This is a genomic window from Drancourtella massiliensis, from assembly GCF_016900655.1.
In the GTDB taxonomy this organism is placed as follows: domain Bacteria; phylum Bacillota; class Clostridia; order Lachnospirales; family Lachnospiraceae; genus Sellimonas; species Sellimonas catena.
Window position 1 is genome coordinate 60,865 of sequence record NZ_JACJKH010000008.1, and the last position, 25,778, is coordinate 86,642.

At 48.4% G+C, this 25,778-nt stretch carries 24 protein-coding genes; 20 read left to right on the forward strand and 4 right to left on the reverse strand.

Features of this window, described 5'->3' with window-relative positions; all coding sequences use genetic code 11:
* Positions 1-13: 13 nt before the first annotated feature.
* On the forward strand, positions 14-1,069 hold the full coding sequence (locus tag H6A32_RS06000) for an ABC transporter ATP-binding protein (RefSeq protein ID WP_204863932.1): 1,056 nt from the start codon (positions 14-16) through the stop codon (positions 1,067-1,069).
* Positions 1,059-2,030 (forward strand): ABC transporter ATP-binding protein, encoded by a 972-nt coding sequence (locus H6A32_RS06005; protein ID WP_191427056.1) that lies wholly within the window; start codon positions 1,059-1,061, stop codon positions 2,028-2,030. Before H6A32_RS06000 ends, H6A32_RS06005 begins: the two co-directional genes overlap by 11 nt.
* A gap of 126 nt (positions 2,031-2,156) precedes the next feature.
* On the opposite strand, the gene H6A32_RS06010 is transcribed toward H6A32_RS06005, so the two are convergent.
* A complete protein-coding gene (locus H6A32_RS06010; RefSeq protein WP_204863933.1) occupies positions 2,157-2,825 on the reverse strand; it encodes a helix-turn-helix domain-containing protein in 669 nt (222 codons plus the stop codon).
* A gap of 305 nt (positions 2,826-3,130) precedes the next feature.
* Between H6A32_RS06010 and H6A32_RS06015 the strand changes: the two genes are divergently transcribed.
* From H6A32_RS06015 to H6A32_RS06050, 8 genes are all read left to right on the forward strand, one after another.
* Entirely contained in the window at positions 3,131-4,138 is a 1,008-nt protein-coding gene (locus H6A32_RS06015) for a proline racemase family protein (RefSeq protein ID WP_087169475.1), read from the forward strand.
* A 21-nt stretch (positions 4,139-4,159) separates the two neighbouring features.
* On the forward strand, positions 4,160-4,492 hold the full coding sequence (locus H6A32_RS06020) for a (2Fe-2S)-binding protein (RefSeq protein ID WP_242959052.1): 333 nt from the start codon (positions 4,160-4,162) through the stop codon (positions 4,490-4,492).
* On the forward strand, positions 4,489-5,568 hold the full coding sequence (locus tag H6A32_RS06025) for an NAD(P)/FAD-dependent oxidoreductase (RefSeq protein ID WP_087169474.1): 1,080 nt from the start codon (positions 4,489-4,491) through the stop codon (positions 5,566-5,568). Before H6A32_RS06020 ends, H6A32_RS06025 begins: the two co-directional genes overlap by 4 nt.
* Before the next feature lie 5 nt (positions 5,569-5,573).
* Positions 5,574-6,407 carry a (2Fe-2S)-binding protein gene (locus tag H6A32_RS16840; RefSeq protein ID WP_204229606.1) on the forward strand — a complete coding sequence of 278 codons (834 nt, stop codon included), beginning with the start codon at positions 5,574-5,576 and terminating at the stop codon, positions 6,405-6,407.
* Positions 6,408-6,411: 4 nt separating this feature from the next.
* Positions 6,412-7,587, forward strand: coding sequence for an NAD(P)/FAD-dependent oxidoreductase (locus H6A32_RS06035; RefSeq protein WP_158099278.1), 1,176 nt, complete (start codon positions 6,412-6,414; stop codon positions 7,585-7,587).
* Between the two features lie 28 nt (positions 7,588-7,615).
* Positions 7,616-8,506 (forward strand): dihydrodipicolinate synthase family protein, encoded by an 891-nt coding sequence (locus tag H6A32_RS06040; RefSeq protein ID WP_087169471.1) that lies wholly within the window; start codon positions 7,616-7,618, stop codon positions 8,504-8,506.
* Between the two features lie 45 nt (positions 8,507-8,551).
* On the forward strand, positions 8,552-9,958 hold the full coding sequence (locus H6A32_RS06045) for an aldehyde dehydrogenase family protein (RefSeq protein ID WP_087254044.1): 1,407 nt from the start codon (positions 8,552-8,554) through the stop codon (positions 9,956-9,958).
* Positions 9,959-10,172: 214 nt separating this feature from the next.
* The gene (locus H6A32_RS06050; protein WP_191437403.1) at positions 10,173-10,649 is read left to right on the forward strand and encodes an Rpn family recombination-promoting nuclease/putative transposase; all 477 of its coding nucleotides are present in this window, start codon (positions 10,173-10,175) and stop codon (positions 10,647-10,649) included.
* Positions 10,650-10,855: 206 nt separating this feature from the next.
* Here the strand turns inward: H6A32_RS06050 and H6A32_RS06055 are convergent, their stop codons facing one another.
* Entirely contained in the window at positions 10,856-12,013 is a 1,158-nt protein-coding gene (locus tag H6A32_RS06055) for an IS91 family transposase (RefSeq protein ID WP_178278847.1), read from the reverse strand.
* Positions 12,006-12,869 carry a tyrosine-type recombinase/integrase gene (locus tag H6A32_RS06060; protein WP_087167008.1) on the reverse strand — a complete coding sequence of 288 codons (864 nt, stop codon included), beginning with the start codon at positions 12,867-12,869 and terminating at the stop codon, positions 12,006-12,008. Before H6A32_RS06060 ends, H6A32_RS06055 begins: the two co-directional genes overlap by 8 nt.
* Before the next feature lie 200 nt (positions 12,870-13,069).
* On the opposite strand from H6A32_RS06060, the gene H6A32_RS06065 reads away from it, so the two are divergent.
* Positions 13,070-13,636, forward strand: coding sequence for a hypothetical protein (locus H6A32_RS06065; RefSeq protein WP_204863934.1), 567 nt, complete (start codon positions 13,070-13,072; stop codon positions 13,634-13,636).
* A gap of 66 nt (positions 13,637-13,702) precedes the next feature.
* On the opposite strand, the gene H6A32_RS06070 is transcribed toward H6A32_RS06065, so the two are convergent.
* Positions 13,703-14,545 carry a glycerophosphodiester phosphodiesterase gene (locus H6A32_RS06070; RefSeq protein ID WP_204863935.1) on the reverse strand — a complete coding sequence of 281 codons (843 nt, stop codon included), beginning with the start codon at positions 14,543-14,545 and terminating at the stop codon, positions 13,703-13,705.
* A gap of 166 nt (positions 14,546-14,711) precedes the next feature.
* Between H6A32_RS06070 and H6A32_RS06075 the strand changes: the two genes are divergently transcribed.
* The 9 genes from H6A32_RS06075 (at position 14,712) to H6A32_RS06115 (ending at position 25,753) form a co-directional block, all read left to right on the forward strand.
* Positions 14,712-15,398 (forward strand): GTP pyrophosphokinase, encoded by a 687-nt coding sequence (locus H6A32_RS06075; RefSeq protein WP_087169467.1) that lies wholly within the window; start codon positions 14,712-14,714, stop codon positions 15,396-15,398.
* An 83-nt stretch (positions 15,399-15,481) separates the two neighbouring features.
* Positions 15,482-18,406 (forward strand): insulinase family protein, encoded by a 2,925-nt coding sequence (locus H6A32_RS06080; protein ID WP_118636568.1) that lies wholly within the window; start codon positions 15,482-15,484, stop codon positions 18,404-18,406.
* A gap of 48 nt (positions 18,407-18,454) precedes the next feature.
* Entirely contained in the window at positions 18,455-19,372 is a 918-nt protein-coding gene (gene era / locus H6A32_RS06085; protein WP_430749576.1) for a GTPase Era, read from the forward strand.
* Positions 19,373-19,426: 54 nt separating this feature from the next.
* Complete coding sequence (locus tag H6A32_RS06090; protein WP_138372364.1) at positions 19,427-19,621, forward strand: hypothetical protein; 195 nt, start codon at positions 19,427-19,429, stop codon at positions 19,619-19,621.
* On the forward strand, positions 19,548-20,297 hold the full coding sequence (gene recO / locus H6A32_RS06095) for a DNA repair protein RecO (protein ID WP_087169465.1): 750 nt from the start codon (positions 19,548-19,550) through the stop codon (positions 20,295-20,297). The genes H6A32_RS06090 and recO overlap by 74 nt, the downstream gene beginning before the upstream one ends.
* Before the next feature lie 131 nt (positions 20,298-20,428).
* Complete coding sequence (locus H6A32_RS06100) at positions 20,429-21,820, forward strand: glycine--tRNA ligase (RefSeq protein WP_087169464.1); 1,392 nt, start codon at positions 20,429-20,431, stop codon at positions 21,818-21,820.
* Positions 21,821-21,889: 69 nt separating this feature from the next.
* On the forward strand, positions 21,890-22,852 hold the full coding sequence (locus H6A32_RS06105; protein WP_087169463.1) for a leucine-rich repeat protein: 963 nt from the start codon (positions 21,890-21,892) through the stop codon (positions 22,850-22,852).
* A gap of 12 nt (positions 22,853-22,864) precedes the next feature.
* Positions 22,865-24,217: a vWA domain-containing protein gene (locus H6A32_RS06110; RefSeq protein ID WP_243424865.1), complete on the forward strand. Its 1,353-nt coding sequence runs from the start codon at positions 22,865-22,867 to the stop codon at positions 24,215-24,217.
* Positions 24,218-24,220: 3 nt separating this feature from the next.
* Positions 24,221-25,753 carry an AAA family ATPase gene (locus H6A32_RS06115; RefSeq protein WP_204863936.1) on the forward strand — a complete coding sequence of 511 codons (1,533 nt, stop codon included), beginning with the start codon at positions 24,221-24,223 and terminating at the stop codon, positions 25,751-25,753.
* Positions 25,754-25,778: the final 25 nt, after the last annotated feature.

The window sequence follows — 25,778 nt, forward strand, 5'->3', positions numbered from 1 at the left end:
GAGGAACAGATAAATGGCAGAAAAAGAGAAACTTCTTGAATTAAAAAATGTCGTGTACTCTTTCCATACCTATGGTGGGGAAGTAAAGGCTGTCCGTGACGTCAGCTTTGAAGTACGCAAAGGGGAGATCCTCGGAATCGTAGGAGAGTCCGGATGCGGAAAATCCGTTACGGCGCAGTGTATCATGCGTCTGAATCCGGAACCGCCTGGATTCTTTGAAGGCGGGGAAATCCTGTTTAATGGAAAAGACGTCCTTAAAATGGACAAAAAAGAGCTGAGACAGCTCCGTGGAGGAGATATCGGATTTGTATTTCAGGATCCGATGACATCCCTGAACCCGACCATGAGAGTCGGGGCACAGATTGAAGAGGTCTTTATCGGACGCGCGGGTGTTTCCAAAAAGGAAGTTAAAGAAAAAGCGCTGGAGATCATGAAACTGGTAGGAATTTCTGACGTAGAAAAGCGTTATCGCCAGTATCCGCATGAGCTTTCCGGTGGTATGAAACAGCGTGTTATGATCGCCATCGCTCTTGTAAGCAGACCGAGCCTTGTTATCTGTGATGAACCGACGACGTCCCTGGACGTTACAATCGAGGCACAGATCCTGGATCTTCTCCTTGAACTGAGAGAAAAGCTTGGAACGTCCATTATCATGATTACCCATGACCTTGGTGTTATTGCCCGTATGTGCGACCGTGTCGTTGTTATGTATGGAGGAAAAGTGGTAGAGCAGGGAACTGCACAGGAAATTTTCTACAATACAGCGCACCCGTACACAAAGGGACTGATGGACTCTATCGCAAAACTGGATACGAAGAAAGGACAGAGACTCAAACCGATTGAGGGTACTCCTCCGGATCTGTTCTTCCCGCCAAAGGGATGTCCGTTTGCGGCAAGATGTGAATACGCGATGGATGTATGTAAAGAAAATCCGCCGTATACATATCGGTTATCAGATGAACATATTACAAACTGCTGGCTGCAGCATGAATTTGCTCCGGATACGGAATTCAAGAAAGAAGGAGCCGCAGCAGTAGAGAAAGGAGAGGTGGCAGAAGATGGAAAATAAGGAAAAACAGCCTCTCGTTCAGGTAAAACATTTATGTAAATATTTCAAAGTAGGAAGACATGCGGATCTTAAAGCAGTAGATGACGTTTCTTTTGATATTTACAAAGGAGAAACGGTCGGACTGGTAGGAGAATCCGGATGTGGAAAATCTACAACAGGACGCTGCATGATCCGTCTTTATGAACCGACGAAAGGTGAAGTTATCTACGACGGAAAGGATATTACCAAGCTTTCCAAAGCAGAGCAGAAAGAGTTCTGTCGGAAAGTGCAGATGATTTTCCAGAATCCGTATGCATCTTTGAATTCCCGTATGACAGTCAAGGAGATTGTCGGAGAAGGGTTAAAGCAGCATGGCGTTCCGAAAAATGAGATTGATAAAAGAGTGCAGGCTCTTCTGGAAACAGTTGGTTTAAACAAAGACCATATGTCCCGTTTCCCGCACGAGTTTTCCGGTGGACAGAGACAGCGTATCGGTATCGCAAGAGCTCTTTCGGTAGATCCGGAGTTCATCATCTGTGATGAACCGATCTCCGCGCTGGATGTATCGATTCAGGCTCAGGTTATCAATATGCTGAAAGACCTTCAGGAAGAGCGGGGACTGACGTATCTGTTTGTTGCCCATGACTTAAGTGTCGTAAAATATATTTCCGACCGTGTGGTAGTTATGTACCTTGGAATGGTTGTGGAACAGGCGGAGACAGAAGAACTTTACAGCAATCCGCAGCACCCGTACACAAAAGCACTGCTTTCCGCGATTCCGGAGGCAGATCCGGATAAGGCAAAGGCAAACCGCCGTATCCCGATCAAAGGAGAGATCCCAAGTCCGATCAATCCGAAACAGTGCTGCCGTTTCGCAGAACGTTGTGAATATGCAACTGACCGCTGCTTTAATGAAGTACCGGAATTAAGAGAAGTATGTCCGGGACACAAGGTAGCGTGCCATCTGATGGATGAAAAATAAAATCAGAATAATGAAGAATTAAAAGCCGGGAGAAATCCGCAGTATATGTGGATTTCTCCCGGTTTTTTGATGCAAAGGCGTCTGCACCCGTGTAAGAGTTTGGTTATTGGAATGCTGTGTTCCGGTCTAATATTCCGGATAATCGGCTGCTGTCTGGTACTGCCGCAGAAAATCCGGGGTCTGCCCATGTGGATCATCCGGCATAATATGTCCGCTTTCGGCATGACGAAATGGATTGGGTACGTTGACAGTAAGAAGCCGAACGACCTTGTTTGTGTGATTCATCCAGTTATGACTTTCGTTGGAATGAATCTGGATACTGTCACCCGGATACAGCGTATATTGGGAAGAACCCACCTGAATGGTGGCAATGCCTTCCAGAATATAGATGAATTCCTCGCCGTTATGCGTATACATTTCCAGATTTTCTTCTGCTGTGTTGGCAAGTGGAAGCAGGGTAAAAATTCTTGGAAGAAAATCGAAGGAAGAAACATCGTGGCTTAAAATATGCTGGATGATCTGAGGCCCGACCTGTACTGCCGGAAGGCCAAAACTGTGTACAACAGGATCTGAAATATCCTTTACCGGTTCCTCGTCGAAAAAGCTGGTAAGACTTACGCCGAGAACTCCGGCTATATTTTCCAGTGTGTCGATTGCTATAGATGACATGCCCCGTTCCATCTGGGAGAGAAATCCAGTGGACAGGTTCGTCTTTTCGCTGAGCTGCTTCAGCGTCATATTCTGTGAGGTACGTAATGCTTTGATTTTTTCTCCGATACTTGCGTTCTGGTTCATAATATAACCCCCATTCTTTGGTAATAACAGTATATTGACTTTTTTTTGTCAAGTCAACCTTTTTCACGCCGCCCGTCTATTCATAAAAATGAAACATTAAATGTAAAATATTTCACAAAGTTCACAAATGATAAAAATGTGACAATAATTTCTGATAAAAGCTTCACAATCGAATAAAAATATTCATAAATATGAACAAAAGGATTGACGAAAATGAAAACTATGCTATAATAAAAGCATAAACTAGAACGCGGTCTAACAAGCAAACAGAAAAAGTGCACAAGAACAAGAAGGAGGATACTGGGGTGAAAATCAGAAAAACATTTCATACGATAGACACACATACCTGTGGTGAGCCAACGAGAAATGTGATTGGTGGAATCCCGAACATACCGGGTAAGACGATGCAGGAAAAGCTGGAGTATATGTCCACAGAAGGAGACTGGCTCAGAAAGCTTCTGACATTTGAACCAAGAGGAAATGAAGTAATGTCAGGAACACTGATCATGGAGCCGTGCAATCCGGAGGCGGATTTCGGAGTGCTGTATTTTGAGGTCGGCGGATGGATGCCGATGTGCGGACACGATACGATTGGAGTCGGAACCGCACTTGTGGAAGCCGGCATGGTTGATGTGCAGGAGCCTTACACCTATGTAACTCTTGATACCGCGGCAGGTCTTGTAAAGCTTCAGATTGAAGTGCGCGACTGCTCGGCTGTAAACGTTACTTTCGTGAATGCACCGGCATTTGTTATGGTTCGGGATGCGGAAATCACAACAAGCAAGTACGGAACAGTAAAAGCGGATATCGCATACGGCGGAAATATTTACGCGATTCTTCCGGCTGCATCCGTAGGACTTCACATCAATCCGCAAAGTTCTTCACTTTTGATTCAGGCGGGCAATTACCTAAAGCAGCGGATCAATGAACAGATTGCTGTGCAGCATCCTACGATTCCGTTTGAGCATCATGTGACACATGTTGAGTTTTATGAGCCGACAGATCAGGAAGACGGAGCAATCAAAAATGCAGTTATTATCCCGCCGGGAGCGATTGACCGTTCACCGTGCGGAACCGGAACATCGGCCAAGCTTTCTGTCCTGGCGGCAAAGGGAGAAATCAAAAAGGGCGAGAGCTTCATTCACCAGAGCATCATCGGCAGCCAGTTCAAATGTAAATACCTGGATGATGCAGAGGTGGCCGGCATACCGGCGGTGATTCCGCAGGTGACAGGAAGAGCCTGGGTGACAGGAATCCATACATTCCTTCTGGATCCGGAAGACATTTTCCAGGAGGGTTATCAGCTGGCATAAGGGCGGAAAGGAGACAAAAAGATGGAAACAGATACAATGAGAGTATTACATCATCCGATCCTGGGAGAACTCGGTCAGGATGACTATGTGGAGATTATCGTGGATGGAAAAAAGCTTCAGGCAAAGAGCGGCGAAACGATCGCGGCGGCGCTGATGGCAAACGGAATCCACATTCACAGATATACAACGAAAAAGCATGAGCCGAGAGGTGTGTTCTGCGGCATCGGACAGTGTACGGACTGCGTCATGACAGTGAACGGGAAACCGAATGTCCGTACCTGCATCACTCCGGTGGAAGACGGTATGGTAATTGAGACACAACAGGGATTCGGAAAGAGAGGCACGAAAGAATGAAAAGAGAAGTAGTAATCATCGGCGGCGGCCCGGCAGGGCTTGCGGCGGCAATCGAAGCAAAAAAAGACGGCTGTGACGTGCTTCTCGTAGATGAGAACAGACGTGCCGGCGGCCAGCTTTTCAAACAGCTTCATAAATTCTTTGGTTCCAGGGCACACCGTGCCGGCGTCAGAGGAATCGATATCGGAAAACAGCTCCTTCAGGAGACGGAAGAACTCGGAATTGACTTCTGGCTGAACAGCGCCTGCATCGGAATTTTCCCGGACAAGAGAGCAGCAGTATTGAGAGATGGAAAAACAGAAATCATAGAGGCGGAGAAACTTCTTCTTTGCACAGGCGGCGCGGAGAATCCGCTCCGGTTCCCGGGATGGACTCTTCCGGGTGTCATGGGAGCAGGTGCGGCACAGACGATGGCAAACGTACAGAGAGTGCTTCCGGGCAAGAGGATTCTGATGATCGGATCCGGAAATGTAGGTGTGATCGTTGCCTACCAGCTCCTTCAGGCAGGGGCGGACGTAGTCGGAATCGTGGAAGGAATGCCGAAGATCGGTGCTTACGGTGTGCACGCGGCGAAAATCCGCCGTGCGGGAATTCCGTTCTATCTTGGCAGCACCATTGCAGAGGCTAAGGGAACAGACCATGTAGAAAAAGCAGTGATCGCAAAATTTGAAAACGGACAGATTGTAAAGGGCACGGAGATGGAAACCGATGTGGACGTCATCTGTGTGGCAGTCGGACTCCGTCCGCTTTCCGAACTGGCACAGATGGCAGGAGTACAGCATGATTTCATTCCGGAAATGGGCGGATGGATGCCGCTTCACAACGCGGATATGGAGACGAGCGTGCCGGGAATCTACGTTGCCGGAGATACGGCGGGAGTGGAAGAGGCCAGCACAGCGATGGATGAAGGAAGACTTGCGGCGGCAGCAGCTGCGGAAGCACTTGGACATCTGACGAAAGAACAGGCAGAAGAGAAAAAGGCCGAAATCAGAGAGAGGCTGGATTCCCTGAGGCAGGGACCGTTCGGAGACCGGAGAATGGCGGCAAAAGAACGGATCATCAAGAAGGGGGTTTAATAGAGATGGCAACAGGAATCATTTATGATGGATACCCGTCTATGGACGAAATCAAAGAGGCAAATGGATGGCCGGACGAAGAACGCTTCGCGAAAGGCCCGGTGGCAGTGGTTGAGTGTGTACAGCAGATTCCGTGTAATCCTTGCGAATCCGCATGCCCGCTTCATGCAATTCATATCGGGGAACCGATTACCAATACACCTCAGGTAGACAGAGAAAAATGTATCGGATGCGGCATGTGCGTTGCAGCCTGTCCGGGACTTGCGATTTTCCTTGTAGATAAGAGCTATTCCGAGACAGAAGCCACAGTCAGCTTCCCGTTTGAATACGATCCGCTTCCGGAAAAAGGAGCAGAAATAGACGCCCTTTCCCGTGCGGGAGAGTATGTTTGCAAAGGACGTGTGATCAAGGTAATGAATCCGAAAAAGAACGACCACACACCGGTTGTAACCATTGCGATCCCGAAAGAACATGCGGACACTGTCCGGACAATGAGAAGACTGAAGCTTCCGGAAGCACACGAAGGATTCCGCCCGGTAGAACCGGAAGGACCGCTGGATGACGATGTGATCGTATGCCGCTGTGAGGAAATTACAGCAGGAGAAATCAGAAAAGCGATCCGGGAATACCATGCAACAACTGTGACGGAAGTCAAGAGAAGAGTCCGTGCCGGAATGGGACTCTGCCAGGGCAGAACATGCGGCAAACTGGTGAGCCGGATTATCGCAGAAGAAACAGGCAAAAAGATGAATGAAATTCAGGGAAGCACGGACCGGCCTCCGGTACGCCCTGTAACATTTGGAGAACTTGCAGAAGATGGAGAAGATCAGGAGGGATAAAAACATGGGCAAAGCATATGATGTAGCGGTCATCGGGGCCGGTGCCATCGGATCATCCGTGGCATACTTTAACGCAAAAAAGGGAGCCTCTGTCGTCCTGATTGACGCCGGGGACATTGCACAGTCCACAAGCAGCAGAAGTGATGGAAATGTTCTTGTCTGTGACAAACAGCCGGGATTTGACGCTCTGTTTGCAAAGGCCAGCCAGGATATGTTCGAAGGCTTAAGCAAAGAGCTGGATTATGATTTTGAGTGGAGACAAAGGGGAAGTCTCTTTCTCACAGAGACAGAAGAAGAATTTCAGATGGCGTCCGAGTTCTGTGAATCTATGAAGAAATGCGGAATTCCGATGCGGATGATGGACAGACAGGAAGTTCAGGATGATGAACCGTATCTTGCAAAAGATGTCTATGGGGGACTGGAAACCATGTCGGACGGCTCGGTTTATCCGATTGGACTGACTTATGGTATGGCATTGGGAGCAGAGAAAAAAGGCGCGGTGCTTTCTTTACATAACCGTGTCAAAGGAATCCGCCGGGACGGAAACGCATTTGTCATTGAAACAGAAAACGGGGAAATCGCAGCGAAGAATATTGTGGACGCCTGCGGAGTATGGGCCCCGGTGATCGGAAAGATGGTAGGACTTGACATTCCGATTCAGGCCCGCCAGGGACAGATCCTGGTTTCCGAGCAGACCTTCCAGGTGGCAAGAAGAAAAGTACATGAATTCGGATATATGTCCACAAAGTTCCAGAGCGACGGATACAAGCGTCCGGTATCGGAACGGGTGGAAAAATACGGAGTTGCTTTCGTATTTGAGCCGACAGCATCCAACAACTTCCTCATCGGTTCTTCCAGAACCTTTGCAGGAGAAGATACAAGAAGCAGCATTGAAGTCATGAAGGCAATGGCAGAGCGTGCGATCCGTTTCTTCCCTGTAATCGCAGATATCAAAGTGATCCGTTCCTACAGTGGACTTAGACCTTACACGCCGGACCACATGCCGATCGTATCCGGCACTCCGGTAGAAGGCTTCTACATTGCGGCCGGACACGAAGGAGACGGAATCGGACTTTCCCCGATCACAGGAAAAGTCATGGCAGATATGATTGCGGGAGAAGAACCGTTTATGGATTTAAGCCCGCTGAAATTTGACCGGTTTGCAGCCGGACAGGCATAGAGAGACGACAAAGTCAAGGAGGTAAAACATGAACACACAGTTTCAGGGCATTTATGCCGTAGTAGTCACACCATTCCACGAGGACGGAACATTTGATTTCGAGTCAGCAAAGAAAAATCTGGACTGGCTGATCGAACAGGGCGTGCAGGGAGTCTGCATCCTTGGAGCAACAGGTGAATATCAGAGTATTTCCGATGAAGAACATATGGCATATGTAAAAGAGATCGTTCCATATGTAAAGGACCGTGTCAGCGTTATTGTAGGGGCTTCCAGAGAACGCCCGGAAGACGTGGTCAAACTTGTCAACAACATCAAGGAATGCGGCGCTCATGCGGCAATGGTGCTTCCATCCTTCTACTGCCATCCGGCACAGGACGAGATCGTTGAGCACTACCGTTATATTGAAGAGCAGACTCAGTTCCCGATCGTGGCATATAACAATCCGGGATCTGCCGGAATCGAAATTGGTCAGGAAGCATTCCGGGAGATCATGGCACTTCCATACACAGCGATCGTAAAAGAGTCCAGCGGAAGCATGCAGAAGCTGACAGAAGTCCTGATGGATGCTCCGGAAAAGGTATCTGTATTCTGCGGATGCGACAATCTTGCATATGAAAGCTTTGCCGACGGTGCCTGCGGATGGATCTGCATGCTTGCAAATGTAGCTCCGAAACAGTGCGTGGAACTTTACGAGGCGGTTTATGTAGAAGGAGATCTGAAAAAAGGAAAAGAAATCTACAAAGAGATTCTGCCGGCGCTGAATGTGCTGGAGTCTTTCCCGAAGCCGGTGCAGGCGTTAAAATACGGCCTTGGCAAAAAGGGATTAAACGGTGGATATGTTAGAAGACCGCGTATGGAATTAAATGATGAAGAAAAAGCATATCTTTCCGAAGCAATGAAATTTGAAACACTTCGATAGGTTATAGAACAGGCATAAAATTTCAGAAAGAGAGGTAAGAGCAGTATGGAAATCCGTAAACTGTACATCAATGGAGAATGGGTAGATTCATCACAGGACGAGTGGATTGAGATCGAGAATCCGGCTACGCACGAAATCATCGCCAAAGTACCAAGAGGAAACAAAGACGATGTAGACAGGGCAGTAAAGGCTGCAAGAGCAGCATTTGAAACATGGCAGTACACTCCTCTGGAAGAAAGAGTGGAGCTGATGAAAAAAGTTGTGGCCGGTCTGGAAGAAAGACGCCAGGAACTGATCGAGACCATCACCAAAGAACTTGGTTCTCCGTACAAGGTTTCCGCGGAAGTGCATACGGATCCGTTTATTCTGGAAGCAAAACATTATATCAAGACCGCTTCTGAATTCCCGTATGAGCAGAGAAGACTGACTTCTGTCGTAAGAAGAGAACCGGTGGGCGTTGTCGGAGGACTGACTCCGTGGAATTTCCCTCTGGAGCAGATTGAAAAGAAAGTTGTGCCGGCGCTTCTGGCAGGAAACTGTGTTGTATTAAAACCAAGCCAGTACACTCCGTTGACCGCATACATTCTCGCAGAAGAAATTGACAAGGCAGGATATCCGGCAGGTGTCTTCAACCTGGTAACAGGACGGGGCGGAGAAGTCGGAAATGCCCTTTCCACACATGAAGACGTGGACATGATTTCCTTTACAGGATCTACAGGAGCAGGCCGGGAAGTGGCCAGAATGGCTCTTGGCAATATCAAAAAGATTGCTCTGGAACTGGGCGGAAAATCCGCTGCCATTCTTCTGGACGGTGGAGACTGGGAAAATGGAATTCATTCTGTACTGGAGACTGTCGTACCGAACGCAGGACAGACATGCAACGCGCTGACAAGACTTCTGGTGCCGAAGGACGGACTTGCACGCGCAGAGGAAATCATCAAAAAACAGCTGGAAGAATACAAATACGGACCGGCCGATGATCCGACGGTAACACAGGGACCGCTTTCATCCAAAAAGCAGTTTGACCGTGTCAAAGGCTACATTGAACTTGGATTACAGGAAGGTGCCAGAATGGTAGCCGGAGAAGTGCCGGAAGATAACGGAAGCTATTATGTAAAACCGGTGATCTTCAGTGATGTAAAACCGGATATGAGAATCGCACAGGAAGAGATCTTCGGACCGGTACTGGTAGTGATCCCTTACGAAACACAGGAAGAAGCGGTTCAGATTGCAAACGACAGCATCTACGGACTGGCAGGCGCTGTATTTGGCCCGGAAGAAGAGGCAAACAAAGTTGCACGTCAGATGAAGACAGGAACTGTTTACGTAAACGAAGGACAGTGGGACCCGACATCCCCGTTCGGCGGATACAAACAGTCCGGACTTGGAAGAGAAGGCGGTGTAGAGGGATACGAAGAATTCCTCGAAATCAAGACAATCTACGACAAGTAGGATAAAACATGCCATAATAACCTCACGAAGCACGGGGCAGCGGCTCGTAAAGAGCTGCTGCCTCTTGTGCTTTTTAGAATATTCTGCTATGATGAAGAAGACTTCTCTTTTTCTGTGTTTATTCTGAAAATGCAGTCTGATTTCATATCCGTGTTCTAATCTTTTGTCAAATTTATCATCAAATCTATCATCAAATCAAAGGAGGCTTCTGCCTATGAGTAAAAAACAAAGAAAACCAATATCCAAAAAGAAAAACACATCTTCGAATCATCATGTCAATTCTAAATATAAAGATACACTTTTCCGAATGATATTCCGTGACAAGAAAAATCTGCTCTCTCTTTATAATGCTTTAAACAAAACATCTTATACAAATCCCGATGATATGAAAATTACAACACTGGAAGATGTGATTTATGTGGGAATGAAAAACGATGTGTCCTTTTTATTCTCAAGTATCATGAATCTCTTCGAGCATCAAAGCACATTCAATCCGAATATGCCAGTTCGCGGACTGCTTTATCTGGCGCGGATTTATCAGAATTACATCCGGGAGAATGGGCTGAATATATACAGTTCTACCCAGATTTCTTTACCAGTACCGGTATATGTGGTATTCTATAATTCATCAGGAAAGTATCAGATTCAGAGCGGAAAAAGAGCAGTCCTGAGTAAAGCGGAACTGCTCTGAATGTGATTCTTTCCAATTGTACCAATTCGCGGACGGTCAGCCAGATCACTTATGGGGATTGGATCTTTCCGGAGAGCCGAAAAAGTTCGTATTCCATATGAAAAACGGGAAAATCCGATGAATTCCTGGCGGCAATCGGATTTCCGGGCATGTTTCGCAGACCTTCCAGTGGGAGGCCTAAAAAGCGATATGAAAAGAACGTTCGTTTATGGGGAAGGAGCATAACTCCTCCCCAGCTGCTGCATGGAAGCGCAGCCGCATTCCGGACAGATTGACAGGTCGATGTTCCAGACTGCTTTCAGCAGTTCCGCCATGGACATCCCGGCATAGCGCTGGCGAAACCTCTGCCTCCCCTGAATCCGAAAGATCAGTTTGAGGTTTCTGGATTTCATCCGGTTGTTCAGAAATCCATAATAACGGATCTTTTGAAAACCGGAAGGGAGCACATGCATGAGGAAACGGCGGATAAACTCTTTGTGGCTGAGAGTGATCTGCCGTTTGGGCTCTCCCGGTTTTTTTCCCCGTGCTGAGAAAGTCACTTCGGTTTCCGAAACAGAAAGGATGCGGTTGTTCGAAATGGCAATCCGGTGCGTGTAACGCCCAAGATATTCGATGGCATTGCCAAACCCGTTAAACGTCTCTTTGATATAAGGGCACCAGTCTTTGTTATACAAGCTGTTTTTGAAACGCTTCCATTCCCGGGGATCCTGCAGGGAATGACAGGAAGAAGAGAAAACAAGCTTTTCCTGCTGGTAGAGGGAATCCAGGAGGGCGAGATATTTTCCTTTGAATTTATCCCGAAGGACATAGACCGGAATAAAAAAGGCAGAGGAAGCCTTCCGGATTTTCCGGTCAGGGGTCAGTCCGCCGCCGGAGATAATACAATGCATGTGGACATGGTAGTCTAGTTCTTGATTCCAGGTGTGGAGCACCTGGATGATTCCAGGCTTAGCCCCGAGATAGTGCCGGTCAGCAGAGAGTTCCAGAAGGGTTTGGGCACAGCACTGATGGAGCAGACCGTAAAGGAGTCTCTGGTTGCAGTAGATCAGGGGATTGAGCTCATGAGGAAGCGTAAACACCACATGGAAGTAAGGGGAATCGATGACTTCCGCCCTGCGCTGATCGACCCAGAGTTCTTTGAATACACCCTGACAGTTTGGACAGCTGCGGCTGCGGCAGGAATTATTATGGAACTCCATATGACCGCACTCAGAACACCTGCTGACATTGACACCAAGCCCGCCGGACTTGCAGGCAAGGATTGCACGGGAGGCTTTCCGCTGTTCCGGAGACTGAACCTGTTGGGAGAGACAGTAATCGTCATAGGAATCCAGCCAGACTTTTTGAATCGGAAGGTTACTCAACGGAATCACCTCCCGTCCAGTCAAAAGGAGAGGAGACATGCCTGTCCTGGAAGGAAGCAAGATGGATATAGATCAGGGTCGACTTCAAGGACTTGTGTCCCATGAGATTTTTGATGGTAAGCAGGTCGGCCCCGTTTTCATAAAGGTGAGTTCCAAAGGCATGCCGGAAAGAATGGCAGGTGAACCGGTGTTCCCAGCCGAGAAATTCTTCATGGGCACGCAGATGTCTTGTAACGTAAAAGGTATCGATGGGACGGGAAGGGTCCGTCTGTTTCGGGAAAAGCCAGCCGCAGGGACGGCCGCATGCAAACCAGTAGCGGGTGAGAAGATCAAGAGCTTTTTGGGAAAGGATTGCATAGCGGTCGGAGCGGCTTTTGGAGCGCGCAACATGGATCCGCATCGTTTTGCGCTCAATATCACAGTAACGGAGATTACAGACTTCGCTGACCCTGAGGCCGGCAGAATACATGAGTGCAACCATCGCTTTGGGTTTTGGATCCGACAGGGTGGAGATAAAAGTATGGACTTCCTTTTTGGTCGGGACAAAGGGAAGATAGGAATCGAATTTCCTGATAGGAAGCTGTGTTGGATCCCATGGTTTATGAAGCACGTAGATGGTGAAGAACCGGAGCTGGGAGATACAGGCATTGATGGTACGGTCGGAAAGGGACCGATTCTTCTGAAGCCAGCGGATAAAATCCCGGAGTTCATCCCAGGAGACCTCCTCAGGCAGCTTGTGAAGAACAGAGTGAAGGTAATCCAGATAAGAACGGATATAAGTAGAATAAGAAGTTAAAGTATGGTCAGTAAGACCCCGGAGGGAGATCATCTCCCGGTAAATATTGAAATAGTCCATGACGGAACCTCCTTGAAAAAAATAATAAAAGACCGGCAGTGAAAGGACCTGTCAAGGAGGAGGTCTTGGGAAAAAAAGAGATATGTAGTTGTAGAGGATAAAAAAACATGTTAAACTAATCATAGCAGTTGGCGGTTTATGAAGATTGGTGTGTGTGGTAACTCAACAATACAACATAAATACAAAAACTGCTACTTTTTTTGGAAAAAAGTGATGGAAATGCGTACCTTGCACTAGCCGTCGCGCTAGCGACTTGGTACAATGGACGAAAAGAAGAAGCTGAATACCAGGAATTAAAACTTTCGGATGCTTTTAAAAAGTCAGAATTTTCCGGACAGGCGGCTCTGGAATGTCGCGTCATCATGCTGAATATCAATCTTGGACACAACAAAGAACTGTTCGAGAATTGTAGAATCCTCTGGGAATATGCATATTTTATCAATGAAGTCAGAGAGAATCAGAAAAAAGGCAGTTCCATAGAAGTAGCAGTCCGGCAGGCACAGAAGAGCTGTATCGAACAGGACATTCTGAAAGAATTTCTGGAGAAGAACAGTGCGGAGGTGAGCGATGTGATTCTGGAAGAATTTAATGAGGAACAATACGCCGAAGGGCTTAGGGAAGAGGGACGCCAAAAAGGACAGGAAGAAGGAAAAGCGAAAACATTAATCAGCCTTTATCAGAAAAATCTGTTGACACTTGAGCAGGCAGCGGAAGAGTATGGAACGACAGTAGAGGAATTCCAGAAGCTTTTAGCTAGGAAAGTCTGAAAAGAAGATGGAAAATAAAGTACGGGGCAGCAGTTCTTTACGAGCCGATGCCCCGTTTTGTACAGATCAGGAGCAATTCCGGATATCCGATTCTTCCGGAAGAAAGCCCTCGAAAATAAAGTAGTCAAAAACATGCTCGCAGGCATAATATTCCCGCGGGGATTTTACTGTCCAGGCGAAACATGGAATGCCAAAAACCACCCGGCAGATCGTCAGGGAAAGGGCGCTTCTTGCATGGTGGTCGTAGGCGATGAAGTCTGGCTTTGTCAGAAAGTTGGTCAGCAGATGCCGCGGGAAATAATAGACAGGGTGCACCCGTCCGTCATCCTTGTGAAAATTCATTCCCAGCTGGCCTCTGACGGTATACGGCCGGTATTTCCGAAACCACATCAAAGCCACCGGATGGAAAGATTCGATGCAGTAAGAACCACTGTAATGATCCAGAAGCTCTGCGGCCTTCCGGCAGATGGAACTTCCCACATGTTTATATTTAATCTCCACAAGGAGCGGCACTTTGCCATCTACCAGATCCAGCACATCCTGAAACAGCGGAATGTGCTCAGCCGTACCAAGAACAGGAAGAGCTTTCAGCTCTTCATAAGTCAGCTCATCCACATTTTTTTCAACTCCGCAGATGCGCTTCAGATCAAAATCGTGTGCGGCAACAACCTGACCGTCTTTTGTCAGCTGGACATCCAGTTCGATTCCGTATCCGTGCTCTACAGCGCGCCGGAAAGCGGCCATGGTATTTTCCGGAATTCCGAGACTTAAGTCATGAAGCCCACGGTGGGCATAAAATTTCCCGGGCATCCGCTTCGGACGTCCGATCAATCTTGGCGCGATGGAAAGCAGGTAAAAAAGCCCTGCGGTCAGTCCTCTTTTTATCCATGAATGTCTATTATCTGTCATGATACACTCCTCCTCGACAAAACCATTGCTTTCTTTTATGATAGCACAAATCCGGCAAAGGGGCAGAAAAATGTTTATAGTTTTTTCATTGGAGTTTCCATGTGCGCTTTGTTATACTATAGTGAGGAATCAATGTTCCATATTGATACAAGAAGAGGTGCGACTAATGAAAGAAAACTTGAAAGAGGTCTATACACAGCGTACGGACAGCTGTGATATGGCAAACAGCGTGGAATTCACAGCACTGATGAATAAATATAAATGTGCGATCATGGAAGTTGAGACAAAACTGAACGTACTGGATGCCGAGTTCTCGCTGAATTATGATCGAAATCCGTTTGAATCCATAGAGACGAGGCTGAAGTCTCCGGCCAGTATCATGGAGAAGCTGAAAAGAAAAGGGTTTGAGCCGACTTTGGAAAATATCGAGAAGAATCTTTTTGACGTGGCGGGCGTCCGTGTTGTCTGTGCGTTTCAGGAGGATATTTACAAGCTGGCGGAGCTTCTCACAGGGCAGGATGACATCCGGCTTCTGCGGACAAAAGATTACATACAGCATCCAAAGGAGAATGGATACCGGAGCCTGCATCTGATTCTGGAGGTCCCGATCTTTCTGGCAGACGGAAAGGAATATATGAAAGTGGAGGTGCAGTTCCGTACGATCGCCATGGATTTCTGGGCAAGCGTGGATCACCGTCTCCGTTACAAAAAGGAGATCGATGATGAGGGAGAGATCCAGAAGAAGCTGAAACGGTGCGCTACAGTGATCTCCGAGCTGGATCAGGAAATGCAGGATATCCGGAACATGATCGAAAAGAGCAACGGACAGAAACAAAAGCCAAGATATACCTGATTTGCGGTCGGAATGTTTTACGAACCCGGAAAACATGGTATACTATAGAACAGGAAAATTTGAATCGAAATGAGGAGATTGGAATGGACAGTAAGAAATTACAGGCATATGAGCTGATACAGGAGAGAGACCTGAGCGGGATCAAGGCAAAAGGGACGCTTCTCCGTCATAAAAAAAGCGGGGCAAGGATTGCCCTGATCGAAAACGATGATGATAACAAAGTGTTTTCCATCGCATTCCGTACGCCTCCTGAGGACAGTACGGGACTGCCGCATATTCTGGAGCATTCGGTACTCTGCGGATCAAAGGAGTTTCCGGCAAAGGACCCGTTCGTGGAGCTGGTGAAAGGATCGTTAAATACATTCTTAAATGCGATGACTTATCCGGACAAGACCGTATATCCGATCGCAAGCTGCAATGACCAGGATTTCCAGAACCTGATGCATGTTTACATGGATGCGGTATTCTATCCGAATATTTATGAGAGTGACAAGACATTCCGTCAGGAGGGATGGAGCTACGAGCTGGAAGATCCGGACGGAGAGCTGAAATACAACGGCGTTGTCTACAATGAGATGAAGGGAGCGTTTTCCTCCCCGGACGGCGTACTGGACCGGATGATTTTAAATTCGCTTTTCCCGGACACTTCCTATTCCAATGAGTCAGGTGGAGATCCGGATGCGATCCCGTCACTGACATACGAAGACTTCCTGAATTTCCACCGGAAATATTACCATCCGTCCAACAGTTATATTTATCTGTACGGCGATATGGATATGGAAGAAAAGCTCCAGTGGCTGGATGAGAAATATCTGAGCAGATTTGAAAAAGCCGAAATCGATTCGGAGATCCGCCTGCAGAAGCCGTTTGATGAGCCGGTAGAGTGGAAGCGGTATTATTCCATCGCAGCAAACGAGTCTGAGGAGATGAATACCTATCTGTCCTACAACAAGGTAATCGGCACCAGTCTGGACGAGAAGCTTTACCTTGCATTTTCCATTCTGGACTATGCATTGTTGTCCGCACCGGGTGCGCCGTTAAAGAAAGCGCTGACAGATGCAGGAATCGGACATGATATTCTGGGATCCTATGATAACGGAATTTACCAGCCGACATTCTCCGTGATTGCAAAGAATGCCGAAGAGTCACAGAAAGAAGAATTTGTCCGTGTGATTGAATCCACTCTGGAAAAGATTGTCAAAGAGGGAATAGATCCGGACGCTTTGACAGCAGGCATCAATTATCATGAGTTCCGCTACCGGGAGGCGGATTTTGGCAGCTACCCGAAGGGGCTGATGTACGGACTTCAGATGTTCGACAGCTGGCTGTATGATGAAGAAAGTCCGTTCCTTCACATCGAGGCACTGGACACGTTTGCATTTTTGAAAGAGCAGATCAGTACTTCCTACTATGAAGATCTGATTCAGAAGTACCTTCTTGATAACACCCATGCTTCCATTGTCATGATCTGTCCGAAGAAAGGACTGACAGCGGAAGCAGACCAGAAGCTCCATCAGAAGCTTCAGGACTATAAGGCGGGTCTCTCCAGAGAAGAAGTGGAGAAGCTTGTGCAGGATACGAAAGATCTGAGAGCGTACCAGGAGGAGCCGACTCCGCCGGAAATTCTGGAGAAGATTCCGGTGCTGAAAGTCAGTGATATTTCCGAAGACATTGCTCCGATTTATAACGAAGAGCAAAAAGCCGGGGATGTTCCATGTATCTGTCATCCGATCGATACAAACGGAATCGGCTATCTGACACTGATCTTTGATCTTCGGACATTAAGCGAGAAAGAGATCCCGTATGCAGGACTTCTGCAGGCAGTGCTCGGCATTATCGATACCGAACATTACGAGTACGGCAAACTGTTCAATGAGATCAACCGGCGCACGGGAGGCATTGAGACATCCCTTGAAATGTACACCGACGTCACAAAAGTGAAGGAGAAAGAATTCCGCCCGACGTTTGAGATCAAGACGAAAGCGATGTACGGCCAGCTTCCGTTTGCCCTCTCTATGATGGAGGAAATTCTGATGCGGTCGGTGCTTACAGATGAGAAGAGGATCAAAGAGATTCTGGACATGCTGAAATCCAGACTTCAGATGAAGTTCCTCTCTGCGGGACACAGTTCCGCCGTGCTGCGTGCCATGTCGTACAGTTCGCCGCTTGCGCGCTTTAAAGACATGACAAACGGAATTGAGTACTACGAGACCGTCAGCCGGATCGCAGACCATTTTGAGGAAGAAAAGGATCGTCTCATGGAGATGCTGCAGACGATCAGCCGCAAGGTATTCCGGAAAGATCGGATGATCGTAAGCTATACGGGAGAACCGGAAAGCAAAGAACCGGTACTTCAGGAGATCGAGAAGTTCTCAGGATGTCTGCACACGGAAGAAGTGGAAGAGTCCGGTTTCCAGCTCACATGCGCGAAGAAAAACGAAGGATTCCAGACTTCCTCCAAGGTACAGTATGTGGCAATGGCAGGAAACTTTATCGATGCCGGAGCAGAGTACCACGGGGCGCTTCAGATTCTGAAAGTTATCATGGGATACGAATACCTCTGGCAGAATATTCGTGTCAAAGGCGGCGCCTATGGATGCATGAGCAGCTTTAACAAGCTGGGAGAAGGCTATTTTGTCTCCTACCGGGATCCGCACCTGAAAAATACGCTGGAAATTTACCAGGGTGTGACCGAATATCTGAGAAACTTTGATGTCAGTGACCGGGATATGACAAAATTCATCATCGGTACCATCAGCAATATGGATCAGCCGATGACTCCGGCTACCAAGGGCGACCGTTCCATGAATCTTTACATGAATCATGTGACGGAAGAGATGATCAGAAAAGAAAGGCTGGAAGTTCTCCGTGCAACGCAGCAGGATATCCGGAATCTGGCGGATATCGTGGAGAAAGTATTACAGGCAGACCAGATCTGTGTCATCGGAAATGAAGACAAGATTGAGCAGGAAAAAGAAATCTTTACCGAGGTGAAGGCGCTGTTTTAGGTGCCGGGTCCTCCGGTTCGGAGAGTTTACAAAGGAAAGAGGAACGGGATTTTGACAGAGAATAAGCAGTATAAATCAGGATTTGTGACACTGATCGGGCGGCCGAATGTGGGAAAATCCACGCTGATGAATCAGCTGATCGGGCAGAAGATCGCCATCACATCCAATAAACCACAGACAACGAGAAACCGGATTCAGACCGTACTCACAACGGACGAGGGACAGATCGTCTTTGTGGACACGCCGGGAATCCACAAGGCAAAAAACAAGCTTGGCACCTATATGGTGAATGTGGCGGAGCGGACACTCAATGAGGTGGATGTCGTACTCTGGCTTGTGGAGCCGTCCACTTTTATCGGTGCGGGAGAGCAGCACATTGCAGAGCAGCTGAAGAAAGTACACACACCGGTGATTCTTGTTATCAACAAGGTGGATAAAGTAAAGCGGGAAGAGCTTCTTCCGTGCATCGCAAAGTATAAAGATATCTACGATTTTGCGGAGATTGTTCCGGTCTGCGCAAGAAACGGAGAGAATACAGACGAACTGGTAAAGGTGATTCTGCAGTATCTGCCGTACGGACCACAGTTTTACGATGAGGATACGGTGACGGACCAGCCGGAGCGCCAGATTGTGGCGGAACTGATCCGGGAGAAGGCACTGCACAGCTTAAACGAGGAGATTCCGCATGGAATCGCGGTAGTGATCGACCAGATGAAATTCCGCAGGGGACAAAAAGGAACCATTGCGGATATTGATGCGACGATCATCTGTGAGCGGGATTCCCACAAAGGAATTATCATCGGAAAACAGGGCAGCATGCTTAAAAAGATCGGCAGTACCGCCAGATTCGAGATTGAGCGGATGCTGGACTGCAAGGTCAATTTAAAGCTGTGGGTGAAGGTGAAAAAAGACTGGAGAGACAGCGAATTTCTGATGAGAAATTTTGGATACCGGGAAGAAGAATAACAAAAGAAAAATCGGAGAACCTAATTTTATTCCAAAAGATGAAGAGGTGATCCGATGAATGAAGACTACTGGGCACGGTTTGAGATGACCGGAAAAGTAGAAGACTATCTGACCTACAAAGGGATAACGGCTCATAAGGCCGAAAAAGACCGGGATCAGAACGAAAGCCGGAAGGATGAAGAAAGTGAGCCAGACGATTACCGTGACAGGAATGATTCTGTCAGCGCTTCCGATTGGAGAATACGATAAAAGAGTGGTGATCCTCTCCCGTGAGCGGGGGAAGATCTCCGCTTTTGCCAGAGGTGCAAGGCGGCCGAACAGTATGCTTGTCGGGACGACGGGCCCGTTTCTGTTCGGCACCTTTACGCTTTACGAAGGAAGATCTTCGTATACGCTGCAGCAGGCGGAGATTCAGAATTATTTCGGAGAGCTTAGAACTGATATCGAAGCCGTGACATACGGGTTTTATTTCCTGGAATTTGCCGAATACTGTACAAGAGAGAATAATGACGAGACGGAAATTTTAAAGCTTCTCTATCAGACGATGCGGATTGTCGTAAAGAGAAGCATTTCTCTTCCCCTGATCCGGTGCATCTTTGAACTGAAGATGATCTGCCTCGAAGGGGAGGCGCCGCAGGCCTTTGCCTGCGCCGGATGCGGCAGGACGGAGGAGCTTTCCCGGTTCAGCGCGTCGAGGGGCGGCATGCTCTGCCCGGACTGTGCCGGACAGGCGGCGGATGTACTTCCGTTTGGACAGTCTGCGCTTTACGCCCTGCAATTTATTGAGGGGACGCCGGTGGAGAAACTTTACACTTTTACGGTGAGTGATGATGTGCTGGCGCAGCTGAAAAAGGCAGCAAAGCGGTGCGTAGATGTGTACATAGGACATACGTTCCGGTCGCTGGAGATGCTGGAAATGATTTAAGCAGGGCTCCGGTCCGGAAGAACGGCCGAATTGTCAGGAAAACAGGACGCAAAAACGGGGGATGTGCTTGCAAAAGCGGGCAAATTACCGTATAATGGAAACAATTTTAGAAGAATGTGAGGTAAAAGACGATGGTAGAAAAAACAATGGACAAAATCGTAGCTCTTGCCAAAACCAGGGGGTTTGTATATCCGGGATCCGAAATCTATGGTGGACTTGCTAATACATGGGATTACGGAAATCTCGGCGTAGAACTGAAAAACAATGTGAAGAAAGCATGGTGGAAGAAATTTATTCAGGAAAATCCTTACAATGTAGGCGTAGACTGTGCGATTCTGATGAATCCGCAGACATGGGTTGCTTCCGGACATCTCGGAAACTTCAGTGACCCGCTGATGGACTGTAAAGAGTGTAAGGAGCGTTTCCGTGCAGATAAACTGATTGAAGATTATGCGGCAGAACACGGGATTGAGCTGAAAGAAAGCGTAGACGCATGGTCTCATGAGAAGATGATGGATTTCATCAATGAGCATCAGGTTCCGTGTCCGAGCTGCGGCAAGCACAATTTCACGGACATCCGGGAATTCAATCTGATGTTCAAGACATTCCAGGGAGTTACAGAGGATGCAAAAAACGTCGTTTACCTCCGTCCGGAGACTGCTCAGGGTATTTTCGTCAACTTTAAGAATGTACAGCGTACTTCCAGAAAGAAGATCCCGTTTGGAATCGGACAGATCGGAAAATCTTTCCGTAACGAAATTACACCGGGTAACTTTACCTTCCGTACAAGAGAGTTCGAGCAGATGGAGCTGGAATTCTTCTGTGAGCCGGGAACAGACCTGGAGTGGTTTAAATACTGGAAAGATTTCTGCTACAACTGGCTGAGAGATCTTGGTATGACAGAAGACGAGTTGCGCGCACGTGACCATGAGCCGGAAGAGCTTTCCCACTACAGCCGTGCGACAACAGACCTCGAGTTCTTATTCCCGTTCGGATGGGGCGAGCTTTGGGGTATTGCAGACCGTACCGATTACGACCTGACACAGCATCAGGAAGTATCCAAGCAGGATATGACATACTTTGACGATGAGAAGAAGGAAAAATACCTGCCATATGTCATCGAGCCGTCACTTGGAGCAGACCGTGTCGTACTTGCGTTCCTCTGCGCAGCATACGATGAGGAAGAACTGGAAGGAGGAGATACAAGAACAGTCCTTCACTTCCATCCGGCTTTAGCTCCGGTGAAGATCGGTATCCTTCCGCTCTCCAAAAAGTTAAACGAGGGTGCGGAGAAGATTTATGCCGAGCTCAGCAAATATTACAACTGTGAGTACGACGACCGTGGAAACATCGGAAAACGGTACCGCCGTCAGGATGAGATCGGTACACCATTCTGTGTGACCTATGATTTTGAATCCGAGGAAGATGGCGCAGTAACTGTACGTGACCGTGACACGATGGAGCAGGAGCGTGTAAAGATCGAAGATCTGAAAGCTTATTTTGAAAAGAAGTTTGAATATTAAAAAACGAGGCCGGGAGCAGTTGTCTTCCGGCCGCTGTTATGCAGTGATTTATTCTGGCAGGAGGGAGTCATGTATCCGGAAATACATTATAAAACAGAATCAAAAGAATTTAAGACCGTCACCATCTTCGGATGCTACGGAGAGAGTCCGGAGGTCTTCCTTCCGGATACCATTGATGGCCTTCCGGTAACAAGAATTGCAGACTATGGATTTGCGCAGACAGAGGAAGAGGAAGGCATGGCAGTCTTTTTGCCGGACGGGGAGCGAAAATCAGAAGCGCGGAAGCGGCTCTGCGGCGGACAGGTGGAGGAGATCCATCTGCCAGAGGAGCTTGGTGAAGTAGGGCGCTACGCCTTTTACCGCTGCTTTCGTTTAAAACGACTGTCCTTTACGGACAGCCTGACCAGTATCGGCGGAGGTGCCTTTACCGGATGCCAGTTAAGCCATGTGGAAATCCGCTGCAGAAAGTCGCGCCAGACCTGTCTGAGACAGATTCTGGAGGAACAACGGTTTGAACTTGCGGTCCATATCTCCTATGAGGATCAGGAACAGATCGAGACAGCCAGTCTGATCTTTCCGGAGCACTACGAAGAGGCGGTGGAGAATACGCCGGCCCGGATCGTGGAGACGCACTACCACGGATCCGGCGGAGACTACCGGCAGTGTGTCTATCATAAGGAGATCGATTATGAGGAGTACGATTCCCTTTTTGTAAAGGCAAGAGCAAGGGAAGATGTCCGCACTTTGATCCGGATTGCGCTGGCCAGACTTCGGGAGCCGTACCGGCTTACCGGACAGGCAGAAGAAGAGTACGCAGATTTCCTGAGGGGCTGTGCCGGGGAGACCGCCGGATTTCTGCTTGAGGCGGATGACATGAAGACGGTACGATTTCTTCTGGATCAGAAGATCTGGGAAGGTGAGGCACTGGAGACGGCGCTTACTGTTGCGGAGAAAAAAGGACATGCTGAAATGTCAGCCCTTCTCCTGCAGGCCGGAAGGAAACGGAGCGGAAAGAAAACGTTTGATCTGTAATCAGAAAAATGTATGAAGATGGATAAGGAGGAAGAGATGGCAGAGACGATCAGCGAAGAGCAGGCCGCGCGCATGAATGCCCTGGGAAAGGAAATTCTGCGGACAGCGAGAAATGAGTTATATTTGAAAATGCGGTACCTGGACGTGGCGCTTTCCAGCCTGCGGTTTCAGATGGACGGGGAGATCGGCTCCATCGGAACAGACGGGCAGGGGCTTTACTTTCATCCGGGATGGCTCGGCGGAGCTTACCGGGAAGACCGGAAGAATGTTAACCGGGCCTATCTCCATATCGTCCTGCACTGCCTGTTCGGGCATCTTTACCTGAGAGGAAAACGGGATCCCCTCTTCTGGGATCTGGCCTGCAACATCGCAGTGGAGTCCATTATCGACAGCCTTTCTTATCCTTGTGTCAGACGGGCACCATCCTGGCTGAGAAAGGATGTATACCGCAGACTGAAAAGCAGCACAAAGGTGCTGACAGCCCAGAAGATATACAAAAGCCTGACAGCATGGGGAATGAGTGAGAAGAAGCGGATGGAACTGGAAGCCGAGTTCGGGGCGGACAGCCATCTTTACTGGCCGGACCCGGAGAAAAATAAAAAACGGCCGCCAAATGAGACGGAGAATAACTGGAAACAGATCAGCGAGCAGATGGAGCTCAATCTGGATACTTTCGCACAGGAAGAGGCAAGTGCCTCCGGCGATCTTCTGGAAGAGCTTCGGGTCGCCAATAAGAAGCGCTACGACTATCGGGAATTTCTGAGAAAGTTTTCCGTGTGGCGGGAAGAGATCGGTGTGGATGACGACAGCTTTGACTACGCCTTTTATCATTACGGACTGTCCATGTACGGCAATATGCCGTTGATCGAGCCGCAGGAGACAAAGGAAGTCAAAAAGATTGAAGAATTTGTCATTGTGGTGGATACGTCCATGTCCTGTTCCGGAGACCTGGTGCGGAAATTTCTGGAAGAAACGTATGATGTCCTGAGCGAAAATGAGAGCTTCTTCCGAAAAGTTCATATCCGGATTCTTCAGTGCGATGAACAGGTGCAGGAGGATGTGAGGATCGAGAGACAGGAAGACTGGGAACGCTATATGCAGGAGCTGAAACTCTATGGCGGCGGCGGAACCGATTTCCGTCCGGCTTTTGCCTATATTGACAGCCTGATTGAACAGGGAGCGTTCCAGAATCTGCGGGGCGTGATTTATTTTACAGACGGATACGGCACCTATCCGTCCCGGATGCCATCCTACGAGACGGCATTCGTCTTTATCGACGACGGATCGAGGGACATCCGGACACCGGCATGGGCAATCCGGCTTGTGCTGGATGAAGCGATATTTATGGAAAGCGAGGAAGAATAGAGGATGCATATCAAACGAGCAAAGCAGGAAATCAGGGATTCCATCGAGGCTTATCTGCAAAAAGACGCGGACGGACATTACCTGATCCCGTCGATCCGGCAGCGGCCGATCCTTCTCATGGGGCCTCCGGGAATCGGGAAGACCCAGATCATGGAACAGGTCGCAAGAGAATGTGGAATCGGCCTGGTTTCCTATACGATTACACACCATACCCGGCAGAGTGCGGTAGGACTTCCGTTTATCCGGGAGCGCAGCTATGGCGGGGAAGTCTGTTCCGTCACGGAGTATACGATGAGCGAGATTATTGCGTCAGTTTACGAGAAGATGGAGGAGACCGGGGTAAAAGAAGGCATCCTCTTTCTGGACGAGATCAACTGCGTCTCGGAGACACTGGCGCCGACCATGCTGCAGTTCCTTCAGTGCAAGATGTTCGGAAACCACAAAGTACCGGAAGGATGGATCATTGTGGCGGCAGGCAACCCGCCGGAATACAATAAGTCCGTGCGGGAATTCGACATTGTGACACTGGACCGGCTGAAACGGATTGACATCGAGGAAAATTATGACGTATGGCGGGAGTACGCCTACGAGGCACAGATCGATCCGGCGATTCTTGCTTATCTGGAAATCCGGAAGGATCATTTCTACAGGGTAGAAAATACGGTGGATGGAAAGCAGTTTGTGACGGCCAGAGGATGGGAGGATCTCTCAGAACTTCTCCGCGTATACCGGATGCTTGGTAAGAAAGTGGACCGGGAAGTAGCGCACCAGTATTTACAGAACTGGGAAATAGCAAAGGAATTTGCCAATTATCTGGAACTGTACGAGAAATACAAGAAAGACTACGGTCTGGAAAAGATTGTACAGGGCATTTACGGGGAGGATGTTCTCGAAAAGCTGAAATTCGCCGCCTTTGATGAACGGTTCAGCATTGTAGGCATGTTAAACGGAAAGCTTGCCGAGTATTTCCGGGCGTACCAAGAGGAAGATGCCAGAACAGAACGGCTGTTTGCGGAATTAAAAGTATACAAAGAGGAGCACAGCCTGTCAGCAGTGATTGAACGACTTCGGGCAGAACTGGCGTCGAAAAAGAAGGCAGGGCTTCTGACCGGAGCCATGGAAAAACTGGAAACTTCGGTGATTACAGAGCTGGAATCCTATGAGCAGCGGTGGAAGCTGACCGAAGCGGCGGCAAAAGGCGCCGGATGGGACGAGGAGTTTGCTTTTGTCAAGGAAGCATTTTCCGGACAGGTGGAGAAGCGGCAGACAGTTACGGATCAGGCGATGGAAGCACTGGAAAACACATTCCGGTTTCTGGAGGACGCCTTTGGCGAAAGTCAGGAGATGGCGGCCTTTCTGGCAGAACTCAACACCAACGGGGACAGTATCCGGTTCCTGAGGGATAATGACTGCCCGTATTTCTACAAGTACAATAAAGGACTTTTGTTTGATGAGAGACAGAAGGAGATTCTGACAGAGATGGAAAATCTTGAAAAAAGTATTGACACATCTGCGCTTTCATCCTATAATGAGTAAAAATTGAATTTAGCCAGATAAACCG

What these genes read in the sequence shown, in the direction of transcription:
- H6A32_RS06000 (WP_204863932.1), top strand. Translation starts at nt 14, where the DNA reads ATGGCAGAAAAAGAGAAACTTCTTGAATTAAAAAATGTCGTGTACTCT.
- H6A32_RS06005 (WP_191427056.1), top strand. Translation starts at nt 1,059, where the DNA reads ATGGAAAATAAGGAAAAACAGCCTCTCGTTCAGGTAAAACATTTATGT.
- H6A32_RS06010 (WP_204863933.1), bottom strand. Translation starts at nt 2,825, where the DNA reads ATGAACCAGAACGCAAGTATCGGAGAAAAAATCAAAGCATTACGTACC.
- H6A32_RS06020 (WP_242959052.1), top strand. Translation starts at nt 4,160, where the DNA reads ATGGAAACAGATACAATGAGAGTATTACATCATCCGATCCTGGGAGAA.
- H6A32_RS06025 (WP_087169474.1), top strand. Translation starts at nt 4,489, where the DNA reads ATGAAAAGAGAAGTAGTAATCATCGGCGGCGGCCCGGCAGGGCTTGCG.
- H6A32_RS16840 (WP_204229606.1), top strand. Translation starts at nt 5,574, where the DNA reads ATGGCAACAGGAATCATTTATGATGGATACCCGTCTATGGACGAAATC.
- H6A32_RS06035 (WP_158099278.1), top strand. Translation starts at nt 6,412, where the DNA reads ATGGGCAAAGCATATGATGTAGCGGTCATCGGGGCCGGTGCCATCGGA.
- H6A32_RS06040 (WP_087169471.1), top strand. Translation starts at nt 7,616, where the DNA reads ATGAACACACAGTTTCAGGGCATTTATGCCGTAGTAGTCACACCATTC.
- H6A32_RS06045 (WP_087254044.1), top strand. Translation starts at nt 8,552, where the DNA reads ATGGAAATCCGTAAACTGTACATCAATGGAGAATGGGTAGATTCATCA.
- H6A32_RS06050 (WP_191437403.1), top strand. Translation starts at nt 10,173, where the DNA reads ATGAGTAAAAAACAAAGAAAACCAATATCCAAAAAGAAAAACACATCT.
- H6A32_RS06060 (WP_087167008.1), bottom strand. Translation starts at nt 12,869, where the DNA reads ATGGACTATTTCAATATTTACCGGGAGATGATCTCCCTCCGGGGTCTT.
- H6A32_RS06070 (WP_204863935.1), bottom strand. Translation starts at nt 14,545, where the DNA reads ATGACAGATAATAGACATTCATGGATAAAAAGAGGACTGACCGCAGGG.
- H6A32_RS06075 (WP_087169467.1), top strand. Translation starts at nt 14,712, where the DNA reads ATGAAAGAAAACTTGAAAGAGGTCTATACACAGCGTACGGACAGCTGT.
- H6A32_RS06080 (WP_118636568.1), top strand. Translation starts at nt 15,482, where the DNA reads ATGGACAGTAAGAAATTACAGGCATATGAGCTGATACAGGAGAGAGAC.
- H6A32_RS06090 (WP_138372364.1), top strand. Translation starts at nt 19,427, where the DNA reads ATGAATGAAGACTACTGGGCACGGTTTGAGATGACCGGAAAAGTAGAA.
- recO (WP_087169465.1), top strand. Translation starts at nt 19,548, where the DNA reads ATGAAGAAAGTGAGCCAGACGATTACCGTGACAGGAATGATTCTGTCA.
- H6A32_RS06100 (WP_087169464.1), top strand. Translation starts at nt 20,429, where the DNA reads ATGGTAGAAAAAACAATGGACAAAATCGTAGCTCTTGCCAAAACCAGG.
- H6A32_RS06105 (WP_087169463.1), top strand. Translation starts at nt 21,890, where the DNA reads ATGTATCCGGAAATACATTATAAAACAGAATCAAAAGAATTTAAGACC.
- H6A32_RS06110 (WP_243424865.1), top strand. Translation starts at nt 22,865, where the DNA reads ATGAAGATGGATAAGGAGGAAGAGATGGCAGAGACGATCAGCGAAGAG.
- H6A32_RS06115 (WP_204863936.1), top strand. Translation starts at nt 24,221, where the DNA reads ATGCATATCAAACGAGCAAAGCAGGAAATCAGGGATTCCATCGAGGCT.